17 protein-coding genes are annotated in these 17,472 nt (G+C 36.3%); 6 read left to right on the forward strand and 11 right to left on the reverse strand.

What is annotated here, in order from left to right; genetic code table 11:
* Window positions 1–4: 4 nt before the first annotated feature.
* Window positions 5–1,315: an ABC transporter permease gene (locus tag DRF60_RS04510; protein WP_116010926.1), complete on the forward strand. Its 1,311-nt coding sequence runs from the start codon at window positions 5–7 to the stop codon at window positions 1,313–1,315.
* Window positions 1,316–1,620: 305 nt separating this feature from the next.
* Here DRF60_RS04510 and DRF60_RS04515 read toward each other — a convergent pair whose 3' ends face one another.
* From DRF60_RS04515 to DRF60_RS04550, 8 genes are all read right to left on the reverse strand, one after another.
* The gene (locus tag DRF60_RS04515; protein ID WP_116010927.1) at window positions 1,621–2,289 is read right to left on the reverse strand and encodes a porin family protein; all 669 of its coding nucleotides are present in this window, start codon (window positions 2,287–2,289) and stop codon (window positions 1,621–1,623) included.
* Between the two features lie 20 nt (window positions 2,290–2,309).
* The gene (gene sucD / locus DRF60_RS04520; protein WP_111956630.1) at window positions 2,310–3,182 is read right to left on the reverse strand and encodes a succinate--CoA ligase subunit alpha; all 873 of its coding nucleotides are present in this window, start codon (window positions 3,180–3,182) and stop codon (window positions 2,310–2,312) included.
* 91 nt (window positions 3,183–3,273) lie between these two features.
* Entirely contained in the window at window positions 3,274–4,176 is a 903-nt protein-coding gene (locus tag DRF60_RS04525) for a UDP-3-O-(3-hydroxymyristoyl)glucosamine N-acyltransferase (protein WP_116010928.1), read from the reverse strand.
* 70 nt (window positions 4,177–4,246) lie between these two features.
* On the reverse strand, window positions 4,247–4,810 hold the full coding sequence (gene efp / locus DRF60_RS04530; RefSeq protein WP_040997887.1) for an elongation factor P: 564 nt from the start codon (window positions 4,808–4,810) through the stop codon (window positions 4,247–4,249).
* A gap of 46 nt (window positions 4,811–4,856) precedes the next feature.
* On the reverse strand, window positions 4,857–5,651 hold the full coding sequence (lpxA, locus tag DRF60_RS04535) for an acyl-ACP--UDP-N-acetylglucosamine O-acyltransferase (protein WP_111956625.1): 795 nt from the start codon (window positions 5,649–5,651) through the stop codon (window positions 4,857–4,859).
* Window positions 5,652–7,049 carry a bifunctional UDP-3-O-[3-hydroxymyristoyl] N-acetylglucosamine deacetylase/3-hydroxyacyl-ACP dehydratase gene (locus DRF60_RS04540; protein ID WP_116010929.1) on the reverse strand — a complete coding sequence of 466 codons (1,398 nt, stop codon included), beginning with the start codon at window positions 7,047–7,049 and terminating at the stop codon, window positions 5,652–5,654.
* Entirely contained in the window at window positions 7,042–8,073 is a 1,032-nt protein-coding gene (gene lpxD / locus DRF60_RS04545) for a UDP-3-O-(3-hydroxymyristoyl)glucosamine N-acyltransferase (RefSeq protein ID WP_116010930.1), read from the reverse strand. The genes DRF60_RS04540 and lpxD overlap by 8 nt, the downstream gene beginning before the upstream one ends.
* Window positions 8,074–8,145: 72 nt before the next feature.
* A complete protein-coding gene (locus DRF60_RS04550; protein WP_116010931.1) occupies window positions 8,146–9,372 on the reverse strand; it encodes an HD domain-containing protein in 1,227 nt (408 codons plus the stop codon).
* A 241-nt stretch (window positions 9,373–9,613) separates the two neighbouring features.
* Between DRF60_RS04550 and DRF60_RS21440 the strand changes: the two genes are divergently transcribed.
* The 5 genes from DRF60_RS21440 to DRF60_RS04575 all read left to right on the forward strand — a co-directional run bounded on the left by DRF60_RS21440 (window position 9,614) and on the right by DRF60_RS04575 (window position 14,520).
* Window positions 9,614–11,254, forward strand: a complete 1,641-nt coding sequence (locus tag DRF60_RS21440) for a S41 family peptidase (protein ID WP_116010932.1) — start codon at window positions 9,614–9,616, stop codon at window positions 11,252–11,254.
* 133 nt (window positions 11,255–11,387) lie between these two features.
* Window positions 11,388–12,932: a T9SS response regulator signal transducer PorX gene (porX, locus tag DRF60_RS04560; protein WP_111956614.1), complete on the forward strand. Its 1,545-nt coding sequence runs from the start codon at window positions 11,388–11,390 to the stop codon at window positions 12,930–12,932.
* A gap of 66 nt (window positions 12,933–12,998) precedes the next feature.
* Entirely contained in the window at window positions 12,999–13,376 is a 378-nt protein-coding gene (locus DRF60_RS04565; RefSeq protein ID WP_116010933.1) for an MliC family protein, read from the forward strand.
* A gap of 91 nt (window positions 13,377–13,467) precedes the next feature.
* Window positions 13,468–13,644, forward strand: a complete 177-nt coding sequence (locus DRF60_RS21520; protein ID WP_238640018.1) for a hypothetical protein — start codon at window positions 13,468–13,470, stop codon at window positions 13,642–13,644.
* Between the two features lie 111 nt (window positions 13,645–13,755).
* On the forward strand, window positions 13,756–14,520 hold the full coding sequence (locus DRF60_RS04575) for an exodeoxyribonuclease III (RefSeq protein WP_116010934.1): 765 nt from the start codon (window positions 13,756–13,758) through the stop codon (window positions 14,518–14,520).
* Between the two features lie 52 nt (window positions 14,521–14,572).
* Here the strand turns inward: DRF60_RS04575 and DRF60_RS04580 are convergent, their stop codons facing one another.
* From DRF60_RS04580 to DRF60_RS04590, 3 genes are all read right to left on the reverse strand, one after another.
* Entirely contained in the window at window positions 14,573–14,944 is a 372-nt protein-coding gene (locus tag DRF60_RS04580) for a septal ring lytic transglycosylase RlpA family protein (RefSeq protein WP_116010935.1), read from the reverse strand.
* An 832-nt stretch (window positions 14,945–15,776) separates the two neighbouring features.
* Entirely contained in the window at window positions 15,777–16,478 is a 702-nt protein-coding gene (locus DRF60_RS04585; RefSeq protein WP_116010936.1) for a hypothetical protein, read from the reverse strand.
* A 24-nt stretch (window positions 16,479–16,502) separates the two neighbouring features.
* The gene (locus tag DRF60_RS04590) at window positions 16,503–17,156 is read right to left on the reverse strand and encodes a hypothetical protein (protein WP_123902631.1); all 654 of its coding nucleotides are present in this window, start codon (window positions 17,154–17,156) and stop codon (window positions 16,503–16,505) included.
* Between the last annotated feature and the right edge of the window lie 316 nt (window positions 17,157–17,472).

Genomic DNA, 17,472 nt, shown 5'->3' on the forward strand with positions numbered 1-17,472 from the left:
TTTTATGAACAACATTTTTTTAATTACAAAAAGAGAATTTCTTACGCAGGTTAAGAAAAAATCCTTCATTATATTAACATTGCTAGCCCCTCTTTTATTGATTGGGTTTGGAGCTGTGATCGGGTTAATGTTTAAAGCCAATGAATCTCACAGCATTATTGAGGTTGTGGATAAAAGTGGACTTTTCAAAGGTCAACTGAAATCTAATGATAAACTGAATTACATATTTGTTTCTGTAGCGGATGAGAAAGCAAAGATTAATAACCTGAAAGACAATGAATCTCTGGATGGTATTCTGATCCTTCCTGAGCTGAAAGATCATGACTATACCGGGCTTGAAAACAGCACAAGACTTATCGTGAATGCCAAAATGGGCTTTGATACGAAGCAGAAGATTGTTTCTGATATTACGGACGTGATCAAAAAGGAAAAAATTAAGCAGCTCGGTATTGAGGAAGCCCAGTTGAATAACCTTGACAAGGGTTTTACTTTAAAAACCATTAATGTATCTGATAATAATAAGGAAGATTCTGATCTTGCTTTTGGAGTAAAAAGCGGTTTAAGCATCCTTTTGATGTATGTAACTTTTATGTTCATCATCATTTATGGGGTAAGAGTGATGAGAAGCGTGCTTGAGGAGAAAAACAACCGTGTGGTAGAAATCATTATTTCATCTGTTAAGCCTTTTGAGCTGATGATGGGTAAAATATTAGGGGTAACTCTGGTCGCTTTGACGCAGTTTCTGATTTGGATCTCTATGTCTGTTATAGGTGCATTGGTTTTGAATACCGGATTTTCTTCTTTCCAAAAGAACATTCCCGGGGGCAATGAAGAGCTGGCAAGCAAGCTGGATATTACCCAGATTGCAACTCAGGTTTCCCACAGCCTTTTAGAACTAAATTTCCCACTGATTATCTTTGTATTTATTGTATTTTTTCTTCTAGGATATATTTTCTACAGTTCAATTTACGCAGCCATTGGTTCTGCAGTAGATAATGAAACAGAAACCCAGCAATTCACCTTATTTGCTATTTTACCCCTCACTTTAGGAATGTATGGGAGTTTTTCACTGATGAACAATCCTGATGGTCCCTTAGGCTTCTGGCTGTCTATTATTCCGTTTACCTCACCGGTTGCGATGATTGCGAGAATACCTTTCGGCGTTCCTGCATGGCAGATTGCATTATCTATTGTATTATTACTGGGAACCACTATTCTTATGATATTTCTGGCCGGAAAGATCTACCGTGTAGGGATTCTGATGTATGGGAATAAAGCGACTTTAAAGGAGATCTGGAAATGGATCAGAGGATAGGGAAATATTTATTTAATTATTTCGTCTGATTGTTCTTTTGTTTTGACACAAAATGAACCAAAAATTCAAGACTGGAATCTTTCACTAAAAATTAAAATTTGCTCCTAAAATCCGCAAACTCGGGCGGATTTGTTATTGCTGTCTCAAATTAATATTTCGTCCGCATTCAGACAGTGGAATTTTTTTAACGGATCAAGTATTAATTTTCTTAACGCTACAGCTTCCTAGGTCAATAATATATAAAAGCAAAAAAATCCCGGAAATTTTAATTTCCGGGATTTTTTATATTTGAATAACGAGTTATTCTATTTGAAGATATAGCTTAAGCTAAGGCTGATTACCTGCTCAGACTTCTTCTTATCAGTACCTCCTTTTTCTTTTGCAAGATCAGGATAAGTATCTGAAAGACCAAGGTCATATTTAAGAGCTAATTCCAGCTGTCTTTTATAGCTATAACCGACTCCTAATCCTAAAGCAAAGTTAAAGCTTGAAGCTTTTCCACTTACTGACGGATATAAAGGATCGGTAACATCCGGATCATAATATGGTCTGCCTACAGGAGCGTTTTTAACATTCTGATTCATCAAAAAGTTAAATCTTGGTCCTATCATTCCGAAAAATTCTGATTCTGCTTCAGAAAAATATCCTTTAAAATAGATAGGTACACTCAGATAATTGTTAGCATATACTGCATCATAACCATCTTTTCCTTTAGCCTCTTTATCTTTTCCGGTTTCTCCTGCTCCGTAATACACAACCTCAGGCTGTATAAAGAACTGGTTAGCTTTCCCCAACGGGATAAGAGCTAAAGCTCCACCCTGGAAAGCGAATCTTGGGCCAGACGGGTTATGGGCATTTCTTACTCTGGAGTAATTACCTCCTGCCGTGACACCAAATCTTGTATTTGCAAAATCAATTTGGGCAAACGACAGAGTTGAAAGGGCCAATGCTGAGGTTAATAAAAGTTTTTTCATATGTTTTGTTTTTGTATGTCTTATCCTAGAACTTTAGCAACTGTAACACCAATATCTGCAGGAGAATCTACAACGTTGATTCCGTTTTCTCTCATGATCTGCATTTTTGCCTGAGCTGTATCTTCATCACCACCTACAATAGCACCAGCGTGTCCCATAGTTCTTCCTTTAGGAGCAGTCTGTCCAGCGATAAATCCTACAACCGGCTTAGTAGATCCACTGGCTTTATACCATCTTGCAGCTTCAGCTTCTAATCCACCACCAATCTCACCGATCATTACTACCGCTTCAGTTTCAGGGTCGTTAATGAATAGTTCCAAAGCTTCTCTTGTAGTAGTTCCAATGATTGGGTCACCACCAATACCGATTGCTGTAGAAACACCGTAACCAGCTTTTACAACCTGATCAGCAGCTTCGTAAGTAAGTGTACCAGATTTTGAAACGATACCTACTTTACCTTTCTTGAAAACGAATCCTGGCATAATACCAATTTTAGCTTCTTCAGAAGTAATGATTCCCGGACAGTTTGGACCGATTAATCTGCAGTCTCTGTCAGCGATGTAAGATTTTACTTTCACCATATCCGCTACAGGAATACCTTCAGTAATACATACGATAACTTTGATACCTGCTTCAGCAGCCTCCATGATCGCATCAGCAGCGAATGCAGGTGGTACGAAAATGATACTCACGTTGGCTCCAGCTTTTTGAACGGCATCAGCTACTGTATTGAATACAGGCTTTCCTAAGTGCTCAGATCCTCCTTTTCCGGGAGTAACTCCTCCTACTACGTTGGTTCCGTATTCAATCATCTGGCCCGCGTGGAAAGTACCTTCGTTCCCTGTAAATCCTTGTACAATTACTTTAGAATCTTTGTTTACTAAAATTGACATTTTATTGATGTTTTAATTTATTTAAATATTTTATTAATGCTCACAAATTTACTTATTTTTCTTTGATTTTAGACAAAACCAAGTGAATAGTTTATTTGAGATTTCTCAGCTTTACTTCTTTTTTCAAATAGCCTTTGAAATCTTCTGCAAACATTCCGATATAGGTCCCTTTTTTAAGGTCTCTGTTGACTCCTGTTTTACCAAGAATAACAGATCCGTCTTCAATTTTATTCCCGGAAGCGATACCTACCTGCCCCCAAAGCGTTACTTCATCTCCTATGACACAGCAGCCTGCAATTCCCACTTGTGATGCAATAAGACATTTTTTTCCTATAACGGTGTCGTGCCCAATCTGTATCTGATTATCTAAAACAGACCCCTCCCCTATTACGGTAGAATCTGTAACGCCTCTGTCGATCGTACAACCATTTCCAATTTCTACATTGTTTTCGATGACTACATTTCCAACCGAAATAAGGCGGTCAAAATTTCCATTCAGCTTTCTATAATAAAATGCATCACCTCCTAAAACCGTGTTTGACTGAATGACAACATTATCACCAATTACCGTTCTGTCTCCAATAACAACGTTTGGAAAAATTAAAGTATTTTTTCCGATTACAACATTATTTCCGATAACAGCCGTACGATGGATTTTTGTTCCCTCTCCGATTTCTACGTCATGAAGTTCTTCGGTGAAATTATATATTCTTGTAAAATGAGTATTGATTTTATTGAAGTCTCTGAAAGGATCATCAGAAACCAGAAGTGCTTTTCCTTCCGGACATTCTACCTTTTTGTCGATCAGAATAATCGTAGCTGCAGAATTTAATGCTTTATCGTAATATTTCGGATGGTTGACAAAAACGATGTCACCAGGTTTAACCATGTGGATTTCATTGGTACCCAGGATTTCAAAGTCTTCGGGACCAACAAATTCTGAGCCTATTAAATCGGCAATAGTTTTGAGCTTTTGTGGAGAGTGGAATCTCATAACAATTGGTTTTCTTATAAAAACAAAATTCGGACTGCTGGTGCAAACCGAATTTATGTAAATTTAATTATTATTTTACTCTTTCTAAGTAGCTGCCGTCTTCTGTACTTACTTTAATTTTGTCTCCCGGCTCGATGAATAAAGGAACCATTACTCTAGCTCCGGTTTCAACGATTGCGTTCTTAAGAGCGTTGGTTGCTGTATTTCCTTTTACTCCCGGATCAGCTTCAACTACTTCCAGATAAACAGATTGAGGAAGTTCGGCAGAAAGTGGCGTTTCGTCAGCTTCTTTCAGAATGATCGTTACTTCTTCTCCTGCTTTCATGAACTGTGAATTTTCAATCATTTCTTTATTTAAGTATAATTGAGAGAAATCATCATTATTCATAAAGTGGAATCCGTTCTCATCATCATAAAGATACTGGAACTTTCTTGTGATTACTTTTACTTCGTCAATTTTATGTCCTGCAGAGAAAGTATTATCAATCACTTTCCCGTTAGTTACTGACTTTAATTTTGTTCTTACGAAAGCGGGTCCTTTCCCCGGTTTTACGTGAAGAAATTCTATTACTTTAAAAATATCGTTACTGTACTCAATACAAAGTCCCTTTCTGATATCGTTGCTTGTTGCCATTAATTTATGTTATCTTTTTATTTTAGTTTTTTATTTCAGGTAAAGTTTAATTACTTTCCTTGGTTGTTCCGTATCCTTTTACAATACCTCTTGGTGAATTTTGGATAAACTGAAGGATCTCATCTCTTTCAGCTGTTGGAAGCATTTCTTTTTCAATGTAAGTTACAGCCTGAGAAACGTTCATCTTCATTTGAAAAATTGTTCTGTAGATCTTTTGAATCTCGAAAATTTTCTCATTAGTAAATCCTCTTCTTCTCAAGCCAACTGAATTGATTCCTGCGTAAGACATTGGTTCTCTCGCAACCTTTACATAAGGTGGAATATCTTTTCTTACCAAAGTTCCTCCGGAAATCATGACATGTTTCCCGATTTTCCCGAATTGATGCACTGCACTAAGACCTCCCATTACAGTATAGTCACCAATTTCTACGTGTCCTGCAATACCGCAACCGTTTACAATAATAACGTGATCTCCGATAACACAATCGTGTGCAATATGGGAAGTTGCCATGATAAGGCAGTTTTTACCGATTTTAGTAAATCCAAGAGCTTTTGTCCCTCTGTTTACGGTAACACATTCTCTGATTGTTGTTTCATCACCGATAATTACCTGGGTATCTTCACCATCAAACTTTAAATCCTGAGGGATTGCAGAAATTACCGTTCCGGGAAAAATTCTGCAGTTTTTACCTATTCTTGCTCCATCCATGATGGTAACATTAGGACCAATCCAAGTTCCTTCTCCGATCTCCACGTCCCCTGCAATTGTAGTAAACGGTTCTACAATAACATTTTTGCTGATTTTCGCCCGTTTATCTACGGCGGCTAATTGATGAATCATTTAATCAACTTTATTTTTTGCAACTTGAGCCATTAACTCTGCTTCTACAGCCACTGTATCTCCCACATATCCATAACCCTGCATATGTACAATTCCTCTTCTGATAGGTTCTATCAGTTCAATTTTGAAAATCATAGTATCTCCGGGAACTACTTTTCTCTTGAATTTTACTTTATCTATTTTAATAAAATAAGTGGAGTAATTTTCAGGATCCGGAACGCTGGCCAATACAAGGATACCTCCTGTCTGTGCCAAAGCTTCCACTTGTAATACGCCTGGCATTACAGGCTCTTTGGGGAAATGCCCTACAAAGAAAGGCTCATTCATGGTAACATTTTTCAGGCCTACCACGTGGGAATCTGAAAGTTCAAGAATTTTATCGATCAATAAGAACGGTGGTCTGTGCGGCATAAGACGCATGATCCCGTTGATATCAAAAACCGGCTCTTTGGTTAAATCAAAATCCGGAACATTTTTTTTCTTTTGCAATTTCCACTGTCGGTTCAGTTTTTTAGCAAACTGGGTGTTCACATAGTGTCCCGGTTTGTTCGCAATTACTTTACCTTTTATTTTTACTCCTGCCAATGCCAGGTCACCAATTACATCGAGTAATTTGTGTCTTGCAGCTTCGTTAGGATAGTTTAACGTAAGATTATCAAGAATACCATTCGGTCTGATAGAAACGTTATCTTTTCCGAATGCTTTTTTCAATTTTTCTGTGGTGTCAGGTGTAAGATCCTTATCCACATATACAATAGCGTTTGAGATATCTCCGCCTCTGATCAAACCGTGATCTAGAAGCATTTCCAATTCATGCAAAAAGCTGAATGTTCTTGCAGAAGAGATCTCGTCCTTAAATTCTGAAATATTTTTAAGGGTAGCATTTTGAGTTCCCAAAACTTTGGTTCCAAAATCTACCATGGTAGTCACTTCATAGGTATCCGAAGGAATAATGGTAATTTCTGATCCTGATGCAGGGTCTGCATAGCTCAGTACTTCTTTGATGACCAGGTATTCTCTGGCAATCCCCTGTTCTGCAATTCCTACACTTTCAATAGCTTCTACAAAGAATTTGGAAGATCCATCTAAAATTGGCGGCTCGGAAGCATCCATTTCAAGAATGGCATTATCAATATCACATCCTACCAATGCAGCTAAAAGGTGCTCGCAAGTAGTAATTTTTACGCCTAATTTCTCTAATGTTGTTCCTCTTTCTGTTGCTACTACATAATTAACATCAGCTTCTACCTGGGGATGTCCCTCCAGATCTGTTCTTACGAACACAAAACCTGTATTTTCTTTTGCGGGTTTAATGGTAAGTTTTACTTCTTTACCGGTATGAAGGCCAATTCCAGAAAGTGTTACTTCTTCCTGGAGTGTTTTTTGCATATCACTCATTAGTTTTATCTTTTGAGATATCCTCAAGATTATTTATTCTCTTTACAATTTCAGTGAAATTTCTGAAATGGACATAATTTCTAAGATAGTCATTGTAGCTTATCGCCGGGGATCCATACAATGTTTCTTTATCATTAACACTGGAATTCACGCCACTCTGTGCCTGAATTTTCACCTGATTCCCAATTTTGATATGGCCAACGACTCCTACCTGTCCACCGATCTGGTTCCAGTCTCCAATTGTCGTAGACCCAGCAATTCCGGCCTGTGCCGCAATCACATTATTCTGCCCGATCTTCACATTATGTGCAATCTGGATCAGGTTGTCGATCTTCGTACCTTTTCCTATAATAGTGGAACCAATGGTTGCTCTATCGATACTACAGTTTGAACCGATCTCTACATCGTCTTCGATAATCACATTGCCTAACTGAGGAATTTTTTTGAATCCTTCTGCAGTAGGCTGAAACCCGAATCCATCACCACCTACAACTGTATTGGAATGGATCACACAGTTATCCCCGATAATGCAGTAGTCATAGATTCTGGCGCCACTGTCGATTTTACAATTTTTACCAATCTTAACTCCTTTACCGATATAGACCTGCGGATAGATCTGCGAACCTTCTCCAATCTTAGCTTTCTCGGAAACATAGGTAAATGCTCCGATATAAGCCCTTTCTCCGATCATTGCAGTCTCATGAATAGAAGAACCTGTTTCGATTCCTTCTTTTCTTCCCTGCATTTCCTGGTACAGATTCATTAAAACCTGAAAAGAAAGGTAGGCATCCTTTACAACAATTAAGGTAGGATTATAATTAACTTTATCTATAAGTTTTTCCGAAACAATAATAACGGAGCATTTTGAGGTATTTAAAAAATGTGAAAATCGATCCTGTGCTATAAAAGAAAGATGTCCTGATTCACCATTCTCAATTGGTGAAACCCCTGTAATAACCGTACTTTCGTCGCCTATTATTTGTCCGTCAATAAAACTTGCAATTTGCGAAGCTGTAAATTCCATATTCTGCAAAGATAAGAAATTCTGTAATTCGCAAACATTTTTTGATTTTAGGAACGTGAATTTTAAGATTATTTAAGATATTATGTGGGAAATATCTCTTGGAAAGGTAAGAATATACCGGGCGGTCTTGTGTACCATAAGCCCAGACAATAACTGGTCCTGTGATTCTTCCAACCTGATCTTTTTACCATTTTTCTGGAGTAAATAAATCGGCTGCTTTTTGGTATCATAAGGCAGTAATTTTCTTTTAATCTCGTGTACAAGCTCTTTTCCATTATTGATTCCGAAAAATTCATTGGTTTTATTTATTTTTTCCTCAATAAATTTCCGTTTGAAAGGACGTGTTGAAATAACCGTTTTCGGAAGGTTTCTCTGGATCACACATCTGCACCAATAGGAAAGAATAAAGTCTTCCGAATCCTGCCAGGATTTCATCGCATGAATTATATCATTGTCATCAAGTTGCGTAAATCTATAAATATCTTCATCAGTGGCTGAACTTTTTCCACGATTCAGAAAATATTTCAGGTTTTCCCCCGCAGGCAGATCCATCCCTTCGGAAATCAGATATTTTGCTCTTTCCAGTATCTTAACTAAAAGAAACTCTGCCAATGCGGATGTTTTATGATAGTATACCTGCCAATACATGAACATTCTGGCTGTCAGAAAGTTTTCAATAGAATAGACTCCTTTGGCATCAATAACTAATTCGCCCTCGCTGCAGACATTCATCATGGAAATGATTCTTTGGGTATTGATGTTTCCTTCAGAAACGCCTGTGAAAAAGCTGTCTCTGTTCAGGTAATCAAGCCTGTCAACATCAAGCTGTGAGGAAATAAGCTGATTAAAAAATTTTCTATGGTATTTTCCCTGAAACATTTCGATAGCTACAGAAAGCTGTCCTTCAAACTCCTCATTCAGCTTATTCATTAACAGTAGCGAAAGTTTCTCGTGGTGCCAGTCATCCATAAGCATATTTTCTAAGGCATGAGAGAATGGCCCATGTCCGATATCATGCATCAGAATGGCAAGCATTGCTCCTTTCTCTTCTTCCTCTGTGATTTTAACTCCTTTCTGACGTAAGGTTTCCAATGCCGTAAACATCAGATGCATCGCTCCCAAAGCGTGATGAAATCTTGTATGGGTAGCTCCCGGAAAGATCAGATTCAGAAGCCCGGTCTGCCCGATCCTGCGCAATCTCTGGAAATAAGGATGTTCTATAACGTCAAATAAAATTTCGTGTGGGATTCTGATGAAACCATGAACGGGATCGTTGATGATCTTTAGCTTATTCTGCATTGAAACTTTGGTATTAGTAAACAAAGTTAGGGATTTTAAATTTTAAGCATGATTAAATTGCTATTAAAGGATTCAAACCCACCAAAACAGACTATACGCTTTGTCCGTGAAATAATTATTGGGGGTTTTGTGAGATTTTTGTTTTGATTTTTCAACGACAATTCCACTAATTTCCACCTATGTTTTTACCATATTTTGTTTTAAACATATATCTTTGATCATAAATAACGCTTCACATTTAATGGGAAAAATTTCTCTTTTCATCTTATTTTTTTACAGCTTACATTTCTCTGCACAGTCTTTATCGGAAACCCAAAAGCTGGAATCACTCTGTAAGGTCTGGGGATTTCTAAAATATTATCATCCTCATGTTGCAAAAGGGGATCTTGATTGGGACAAGCAGCTTTTTGAGAAAATTGATGAGCTTGATACTATCTGTGATAAAGATCAGTTGAACGAATTCTATTCCAATTGGATCAGCAGCCTTGGAAAAGTTGATGAATGTAAAGACTGCCTGAAGGAAGATAAAAAAATTTATTTTCTGAGAAATTTTGATCTGAGCTGGATTGAGAATAAACAGATATTCGATAAAAACGTAACCGGGCAACTTCTTTACATTCAAAGTAACAGAAATATAGGCAGCAGTTATTATTTCGGAAAAAGCGGGAAAAAAGTTTACTTTAGGAATGAACATTCATACGGTTCAAAATTCACATCCAAAAAAATAGGTCTTTTGGAGCTCTTCAGGTATTGGAATCTGGTAGAATATTTTTTCCCATACAAATATCTGACAGATCAGAACTGGAATAATGTTTTAACGGAGATGATCCCTAAATTCTTTAAAATCGGCAATGATGAAAGTTACCATCTCACGCTTGCTGAACTGGTCGCAAAAATTGATGACTCCCATGCTTTTTTATATTCGCCTTTAATCAATGCCAATCTATACGGAAAGAGAAAGGTTCCGGCAGAATATATTTATGCGGAAGGAAAACTGGTCGTGACCAAGATCATTAAAAATAAATTGGATGAAGAGATGCCTCTGAAAATTGGTGATGTAATTTACGACGTCAATGGCAAGACAATTCCTCAGATGGTCAACAGCTTTGGAAAATATATTCCGGCTTCGAATTCCTGGGGGAAGATTACCAAGGTGAAAAACCTGTTTCTTTTCAGCGCTAATGATTCTCTTACTCTAAAAATTGAACGGGACGGACAGAACCTGGCCGTAACGGCTAAAACTTACCTTCTCCAGGATATTATCAGGGAAAAGTCAATCGTTCAGCAAAAGTGGAAATTTCTTGATGCTGACAAAAAGACAGGGTATGTAAATATGGGTAGTATTGAAAAAAGTGATCTGGACGATATGTACAAGGATCTAAAATCTACAGCGTCTATTATTTTCGATTTAAGAAATTATCCTAAACAAACCATTTTTCCTTTAAGCAGGATGATTCTTCCTGAAAAATCAATTTATTATCAATTTAATTTCCCGGAGACCGATTATTTGAGTAAATTTTATATCGCAAAAAACAGTATCGGCAGAAAGAATCGGGATTACTATAAAGGGAATGTGATCGTCTTAGTAGATGAAAATACACAAAGTCAGGCAGAAACCACCGCTATGATGTTTAAGCAGCACCCAAAAGCTAAACTGATCGGGAGTAATACTTCAGGGGCTAACGGTGATATCATCAGATTTAAAATTGCGGATCTGGATACCTGCTTTACAGGACTTGGAGCGTATTACCCTGACGGAAGAGAAACACAGAGGATAGGAATTATCCCTGACATTGTCATAAAACCCACCGTGAAAGGCGTTAAGAAGGGAAAAGATGAAGTTCTGGAAAGAGCTTTAAATTATATAAAGACCGGTTTTTAAACGAATTGAATATCAGTAATGATGAGCATAATTTTCATTTAACTAATATTTAACTTTTGTTATCTCTAATTTGTGAGAATTTAAAAGGAATTGGTCAACATTTTGATGCAATAACCATGTAAAAAATAAATATATGTCGGAAAAGATATTATGGATAGATGATGAAATAGATTTACTCAAGCCCCATATCGTATTTTTAGAAAAAAAAGGTTACCAGGTAACCCCTGTTAATAATGTGAATGAAGCTCTGGAACTAATGGATTCGGAGAAATTCGCATTAACGCTTATTGATGAAAATATGCCCGGTATTTCGGGATTGGAAGCCATTCCCATGATTAAGGAAAAAGATAATTCTTTAAAGATTGTGATGGTAACAAAAAGTGAGGAGGAACATATTATGGAAGAAGCCATCGGATCTCAGATTGCTGATTACATTCTAAAGCCGGTAAACCCTAATCAGATTTTATTATCGTTAAAAAAGAACCTTCAGGAGGATAATCTTGTAGAGCAGAAAACAATTCTCCAGTACCAACAGGAGTTCAGAAACCTGTCTATGGAACTTTCTTATATCAGAACTTATCAGGAATGGGCAGAATATTATAAGAAGATCCTGAGCTGGGAGATTAAATTTGATAAGGTAGCGGATAATGAATTTTCTGATCTTCTGCAATCACAGAAAGAGGAAGCCAATATCCAGTTTGCCAAATTCATTGAAAAAAATTACGAAAGCTGGCTTACAGATCCTGATAAACCCTTAATGAGCCATACACTTTTTAAAGAAAAAGTAAAGCCTGAGGTAGAGAAAGAAAAGGTTCTTCTTCTTATGGTGGATAATCTCCGTTTTGATCAATGGAGGGTTATTGAGCCATTATTCACAAAATATTACAATAAAATATCAGAAGATTATTATTACAGTATTCTTCCTACGGCTACTCAGTACGCTAGAAACTCTTTCTTTGCCGGACTGATGCCTTCTGAAATTGAGAAGCGTTTTCCTGATAAATGGTTCAATGACAATGAAGAAGGAAATAAGAATGAGTTTGAGCGTGATTTCCTTGAAGATCAAATGAAAAGAATTGGTTTAGGGTCTAAATCTATGAAGTATCTTAAAGTTTTGAATGCGGATTTTGAGCGAAAGATTTACGATGATTTCAACCAGCATAAAAATAATGACCTTCTGGTAATTGTTTACAACTTTATTGATATTCTTTCTCACGCTAAAACAGATAATCATATTGTAGACCAGCTGATCCGCGACGATAAAACATTCAGATCTCTTACGCTTAACTGGTTTGAGAATTCATCATTGCTGAAGATTATTAAAGCGGCTGCAGAAAGCGGGTATAAACTTGTGATCACTACAGACCACGGAACGGTATACGTTAAAAAACCTAGTAAAGTAGTTGGAGACCGTGAGACATCAACCAATATCCGTTATAAAACCGGAAAGAGTTTAACCTATGATGACAGTGATGTATGGGCCGTTACCAACCCTGAAAAACTGTTTCTGCCGAAAGGTAATTTAAGCTCAAAATATATTTTTGCAAAAAACAATATTTTCCTGGCCTATCCAAAGAATTACAATCACTTTGTAAATTACTATAAAGAGACTTACCAACATGGAGGGATTTCACTGGAAGAGTGTATTATTCCTATCAGTATTTTAGAACCCAAGTAGTTTATTTAATTTTGGGTTTAAAGGCACTCATTTTGCATATCAGAAGACAACCTTAAATATATATTTATGAAAAAACACATTTTTATTGCAGCAGCATTCGCAGCATTATTTTTAACTTCATGTAATAAAGAAAAGAAAACAACAGATTCCACTCCTGCTCCTGTAGACAGTGTTGCTTCCAAGCCGTCTGATTCAGCAGCTGTTTCCGGTACTCAGGATGAAATTGTAAAAAGTACTTCAAAGGACAGCAGCGGAAAAACGTTGGACATGACTTTCAATAACACTAAAAATATAGCTACTGTAGTTTTCAATAATGAAACAATCGAATTACAGGGACAAAAGCCAGCATCAGGAATATGGTATAAGAATGATCATTATGAACTGAGAGGAAAAGGCGAAGAAATAGAACTGACGAAAGACGGTAAAACAGTTTTTAAAAAATAAAATCACTTACTCAAGCCGGCTTTGAAATTCAAAACCGGCTTTTTTATTTTCGCTTCTTTTTTATAGTTCATATCTTCGTAAAAAATAAATCATGTTTATTATTTCGCTTACTTATAAGAGTTCTATTGAAGATGTAGAAAAACTTATTCCCAACATACTATTTTCCTCAACAAGCATTATGAATCCGGGAGGTTTATTACCTCAGGAAGAAAAGAATCCGGAACAGGTGGAATCATCATTGCAAAAGCAGCATCTAAAAGGAGATTGAACAGATCATTTCTGAAGATCCTTTTTATATTCATCAGATTGCTGACTATGAGGTCACTAAATCTATCCCTTCGAAATACAATGAAAATTTTAAACTTTTTATAGAAGACTAATGAAATTAATCACTTATAATGTTAACGGAATCAGAGCTGCCTTTACTAAGGATTTTTTGGGATGGCTGAAAACTGCTGATCCGGATATTGTCTGTATTCAGGAAAGTAAAGCAGGAAACGATCAGATAGACATTGAAAGTCTCGAAAAAGTTGGTTATCACAGCTATTGGCATTCTGCTGTAAGAAAAGGCTACAGCGGCGTCGGAATTGCGTCTAAAATTAAACCTAATCATATTGAATATGGATGTGGTATCGAAAGCTATGATAATGAAGGCAGAATCATCCGTGCAGATTTTGACGGATACTCTGTAATTTCGGTATATGTTCCGTCTGCCAGTAATATTGAAAGGCTGGATTTCAAAATGCAGTTCTGCCATGACTTCCTGTCTTATATAAAGGAGTTAAGAAAAACGATTCCTAACCTTGTTATTTCCGGCGATTTCAATATATGCCATCAGGCTATTGATATTCATGATCCGGTCCGTTTAAAGAATGTTTCCGGCTTCCTTCCGATGGAAAGGGAATGGATGACCAGTTTTATTGAAGAATGTGAGCTGATAGACAGTTTCCGTTTTTTCAATAATGAACCTGATAATTACACATGGTGGAGCTACAGACAAAACTCAAGAGCTAAAAACAAAGGCTGGAGACTGGATTATAATTTCGCAACTTATACTTTAAAAGATAAGCTCTCACGAGCTGTCATTCTGAAAGAAGCTGTACATTCTGATCATTGCCCAGCTTTATTGGAAGTAAACATTTAGAATAACAAAAGCCAGCTGTACTAGCTGGCTTTTATAAATTTAAATCATAAATTTAGTCGACAATTTCATATTCAACCGGAATGGTACCACGACGGATATCCCCGATTTCATCGAACGCAGCTTTAGAAATATCTAACGCTCTTGATGCATGGAAAGGTCCTCTATCATTGATCTTCACTATCACCTGTTTTCCATTGTTCAGATTGGTAACTCTAACATTAGTTCCAAACGGAAGCGTTCTGTTTGCAGCAGTGAACTTTGAATTACTAAAGATCTCTCCGCTTGCTGTTTTTCTACCATTAAACTTATCGTGGTAGTACGATGCATAACTTGTTTTCTTCGCATCTAAAGTGCTATTTGTAAAAGAATAAACACCTAGGGTTGAAATCATCATTATGATTACGAGAATGAATCTTTTCATCATCTTGAATTTTATTGGTTTTGACGGAGCAAAAGTATAAGGAATGTTGTAAAGTCCCTATTCCATATGTTAAAAACCGTTAACCAAAACAAAATTATATGTTAACAAGAGCTGTAAGTATCTATTATTAGGGGTTTTAAGTAGTACTGTTAAAAAACGTTAAAAAAAACACTCAAAAGTTAACATAATTAACTTTTTCTCAAAAAAAATCAAAACGTAAATTAAATAATATATTGATAATCAGTAATTTAAATATTCACTAAAATAATTAATATATCATCTCTAGTTGTTTAAAAAACAAAAATTTTATGATCTTAAATGAAAAGAACTGTTTAATAGAAGCCAATAAGACCATAGTGTATATCACTCTATATTTATTTTAACAATGGTTTTTTAACAGGAGAATGGATTGAGCATCAATTCTATTATTTAAAAGTTGTAATTAACCTGAGAGTTCGGGATAAGAAAATTAAGATTGGAGTGCTGGAAGAGGGGTGCTGGAAGTTACTATTGGGCAGATAGTTTCTTAAAATTGAATTAATTAGTCTTAAAAAGATTAATAAAAACTGAGGGATAGTTATTTTTTTAGAACCTCAAAAACTTCTCACTTCCAGCTTCAGGTTCCATTACTTTGTTCAATACAAAAATTTCTTATCCCGAACTCAGGCTAATTATTGATCTTCCTTTTGAACATTCTTCTTCATTATATTCAAATTAAATACCAGATAAGCTTTTTGAATACTAAAATTCCCTCCATTGATCTATTCATTCTTATAAAAATATAAACCAATGATTGCTCATTGGTTTATATATATAAATAAGTATTGTATTAATCTTATTTTAAGTATTCTATTACATAGTCATATGTTCCATTAGGATATACAACTGACATACTTGGCGAACCTGTAATTGCATTCCCTGCAGTAGTTGCAATTGTATAAGAATACAAGCTTCTGTCATAAACAGTGTTTGTACCTGCTCTATAGATAGTGATACCATATAAAGCAGTCATCCCTGCCGGAGATGGGATATTTACAGCTGTTGAATTACCTGTTGCAGTAAATGTTCCTTTAATAGCGTAAACCTGCTTGCTTGCTACTAATGTATTTGTAGCTGTTTCAGCAGTGGTTACGTCAAATTTTGCATTACCTCCTCCTATTGGTAGCCATCTACCTCCGGTAACATCAGTACTTTTATTAGGGTTATCAAAATAATAGAAACCGCGGCTTACTGGCGTAGAAACAACACCATCATTTGTAAGCGTATTACCAACACCAATATTAAAAACTATCATGCCATCATAAGCAGAAGGGAAGTTAATACCATCTAAACTAGCTACTTTAAATGTAAAAGCCGTTAGATCTGTTGTAGGAAACAATAGACCTTTACCGTCATTTACTGCAGCATTGTTATTTGTTGAAGCATCTAAGAAGATGTTTTCATTAGGGAAAGTGTTTGCAATCGCACCGTTAGATAAAGCCTGTGCACTTGCCAATGTACCTAGTGATACAAACAGTGCTAATATGATTTTTTTCATCTGTCTAAAATTTAATGATTGTTATTATCTACCTGAAAGAATACCCCAGTTATTTACACCAGCATTACTCACTACAATAAAGCAGAAAGATCCACCTGAAGTTATCGTTGATGGTATATTATTCATTCCTCTAGTGATACCTGGAACCGCTGCCGGATCCCAACCCACGTTACCTGGGCCATTCGCAGATACACATCTTACTGAGTGTAATGGCAGTGACGTGGCTGCAGGCAATAATAGCTGGCTAGTTGATCCCATAGCAGTAGTAACGACAGAATAATCATCCGGTGCCCATGTAATAGGAGCATTTACAGAGTGAAGTCTACCTTTCTGAATCTGGAAGTTTGTAGGTGTTGAACCACCACCACCTACAGCAACCCAAACAGAATTTGGAGCATCATAGTAATAGAAGCCAGTTCCAATTACATTTACTGTCTTACCAGCTGCAGTACCATCTAAAGTGGTAACAAAGGTAAGGGCTCCATTTTGAGCGGCTGCATAAGCTGCGTCTTTAGCTGCTAACTGAGCTCTTGACATACGAGGGACTAATAAGGCATCAGGTCTAGCATTGTCAGTAGTATTAGCTTCTACATCCAATGTTGCGGCTGGTGTGGTTGTGTTAATACCTACACGCCCCGTTGTCTGAGCCTTGGAAACGGCCGAAAGGCCAACGAGCATTGTCGCTGTTAATAAAAATTTTTTCATAAGTTTTTAAAGATTTTAAATTACATTATTTTCCATCAATATTTGCAATGGGACATACATCCCAACTTGTGCCAATCGTCAAAGTTACCTATTTTAGCTTTATTAGATAGTCAACTTATTGAAGCATTTGATTTTAAAACATTGCTTATTGCGCAAATTTAAGATATAATTTTCAAATTTTATTCATTTAATATAAAAAAATAAAAGAGTTTTTCTTAACAAAACCACAAACATCTGAAAATCAAACAAATAAACAAATTAATAACTTTTTTTAAGAGTGTTAAATTTT

Origin of the sequence: Chryseobacterium elymi (assembly GCF_003385495.1) — a bacterium.
Lineage (GTDB): Bacteria > Bacteroidota > Bacteroidia > Flavobacteriales > Weeksellaceae > Chryseobacterium > Chryseobacterium elymi.

Bases quoted from the DNA above. Each gene is read 5' to 3' on its own strand.
- DRF60_RS04510 (WP_116010926.1), top strand. From the start codon at position 5: ATGAACAACATTTTTTTAATTACAAAAAGAGAATTTCTTACGCAGGTT.
- DRF60_RS04515 (WP_116010927.1), bottom strand. From the start codon at position 2,289: ATGAAAAAACTTTTATTAACCTCAGCATTGGCCCTTTCAACTCTGTCG.
- sucD (WP_111956630.1), bottom strand. From the start codon at position 3,182: ATGTCAATTTTAGTAAACAAAGATTCTAAAGTAATTGTACAAGGATTT.
- DRF60_RS04525 (WP_116010928.1), bottom strand. From the start codon at position 4,176: ATGAGATTCCACTCTCCACAAAAGCTCAAAACTATTGCCGATTTAATA.
- efp (WP_040997887.1), bottom strand. From the start codon at position 4,810: ATGGCAACAAGCAACGATATCAGAAAGGGACTTTGTATTGAGTACAGT.
- lpxA (WP_111956625.1), bottom strand. From the start codon at position 5,651: ATGATTCATCAATTAGCCGCCGTAGATAAACGGGCGAAAATCAGCAAA.
- DRF60_RS04540 (WP_116010929.1), bottom strand. From the start codon at position 7,049: ATGAGTGATATGCAAAAAACACTCCAGGAAGAAGTAACACTTTCTGGA.
- lpxD (WP_116010930.1), bottom strand. From the start codon at position 8,073: ATGGAATTTACAGCTTCGCAAATTGCAAGTTTTATTGACGGACAAATA.
- DRF60_RS04550 (WP_116010931.1), bottom strand. From the start codon at position 9,372: ATGCAGAATAAGCTAAAGATCATCAACGATCCCGTTCATGGTTTCATC.
- DRF60_RS21440 (WP_116010932.1), top strand. From the start codon at position 9,614: ATGGGAAAAATTTCTCTTTTCATCTTATTTTTTTACAGCTTACATTTC.
- porX (WP_111956614.1), top strand. From the start codon at position 11,388: ATGTCGGAAAAGATATTATGGATAGATGATGAAATAGATTTACTCAAG.
- DRF60_RS04565 (WP_116010933.1), top strand. From the start codon at position 12,999: ATGAAAAAACACATTTTTATTGCAGCAGCATTCGCAGCATTATTTTTA.
- DRF60_RS21520 (WP_238640018.1), top strand. From the start codon at position 13,468: ATGTTTATTATTTCGCTTACTTATAAGAGTTCTATTGAAGATGTAGAA.
- DRF60_RS04575 (WP_116010934.1), top strand. From the start codon at position 13,756: ATGAAATTAATCACTTATAATGTTAACGGAATCAGAGCTGCCTTTACT.
- DRF60_RS04580 (WP_116010935.1), bottom strand. From the start codon at position 14,944: ATGATGAAAAGATTCATTCTCGTAATCATAATGATGATTTCAACCCTA.
- DRF60_RS04585 (WP_116010936.1), bottom strand. From the start codon at position 16,478: ATGAAAAAAATCATATTAGCACTGTTTGTATCACTAGGTACATTGGCA.
- DRF60_RS04590 (WP_123902631.1), bottom strand. From the start codon at position 17,156: ATGCTCGTTGGCCTTTCGGCCGTTTCCAAGGCTCAGACAACGGGGCGT.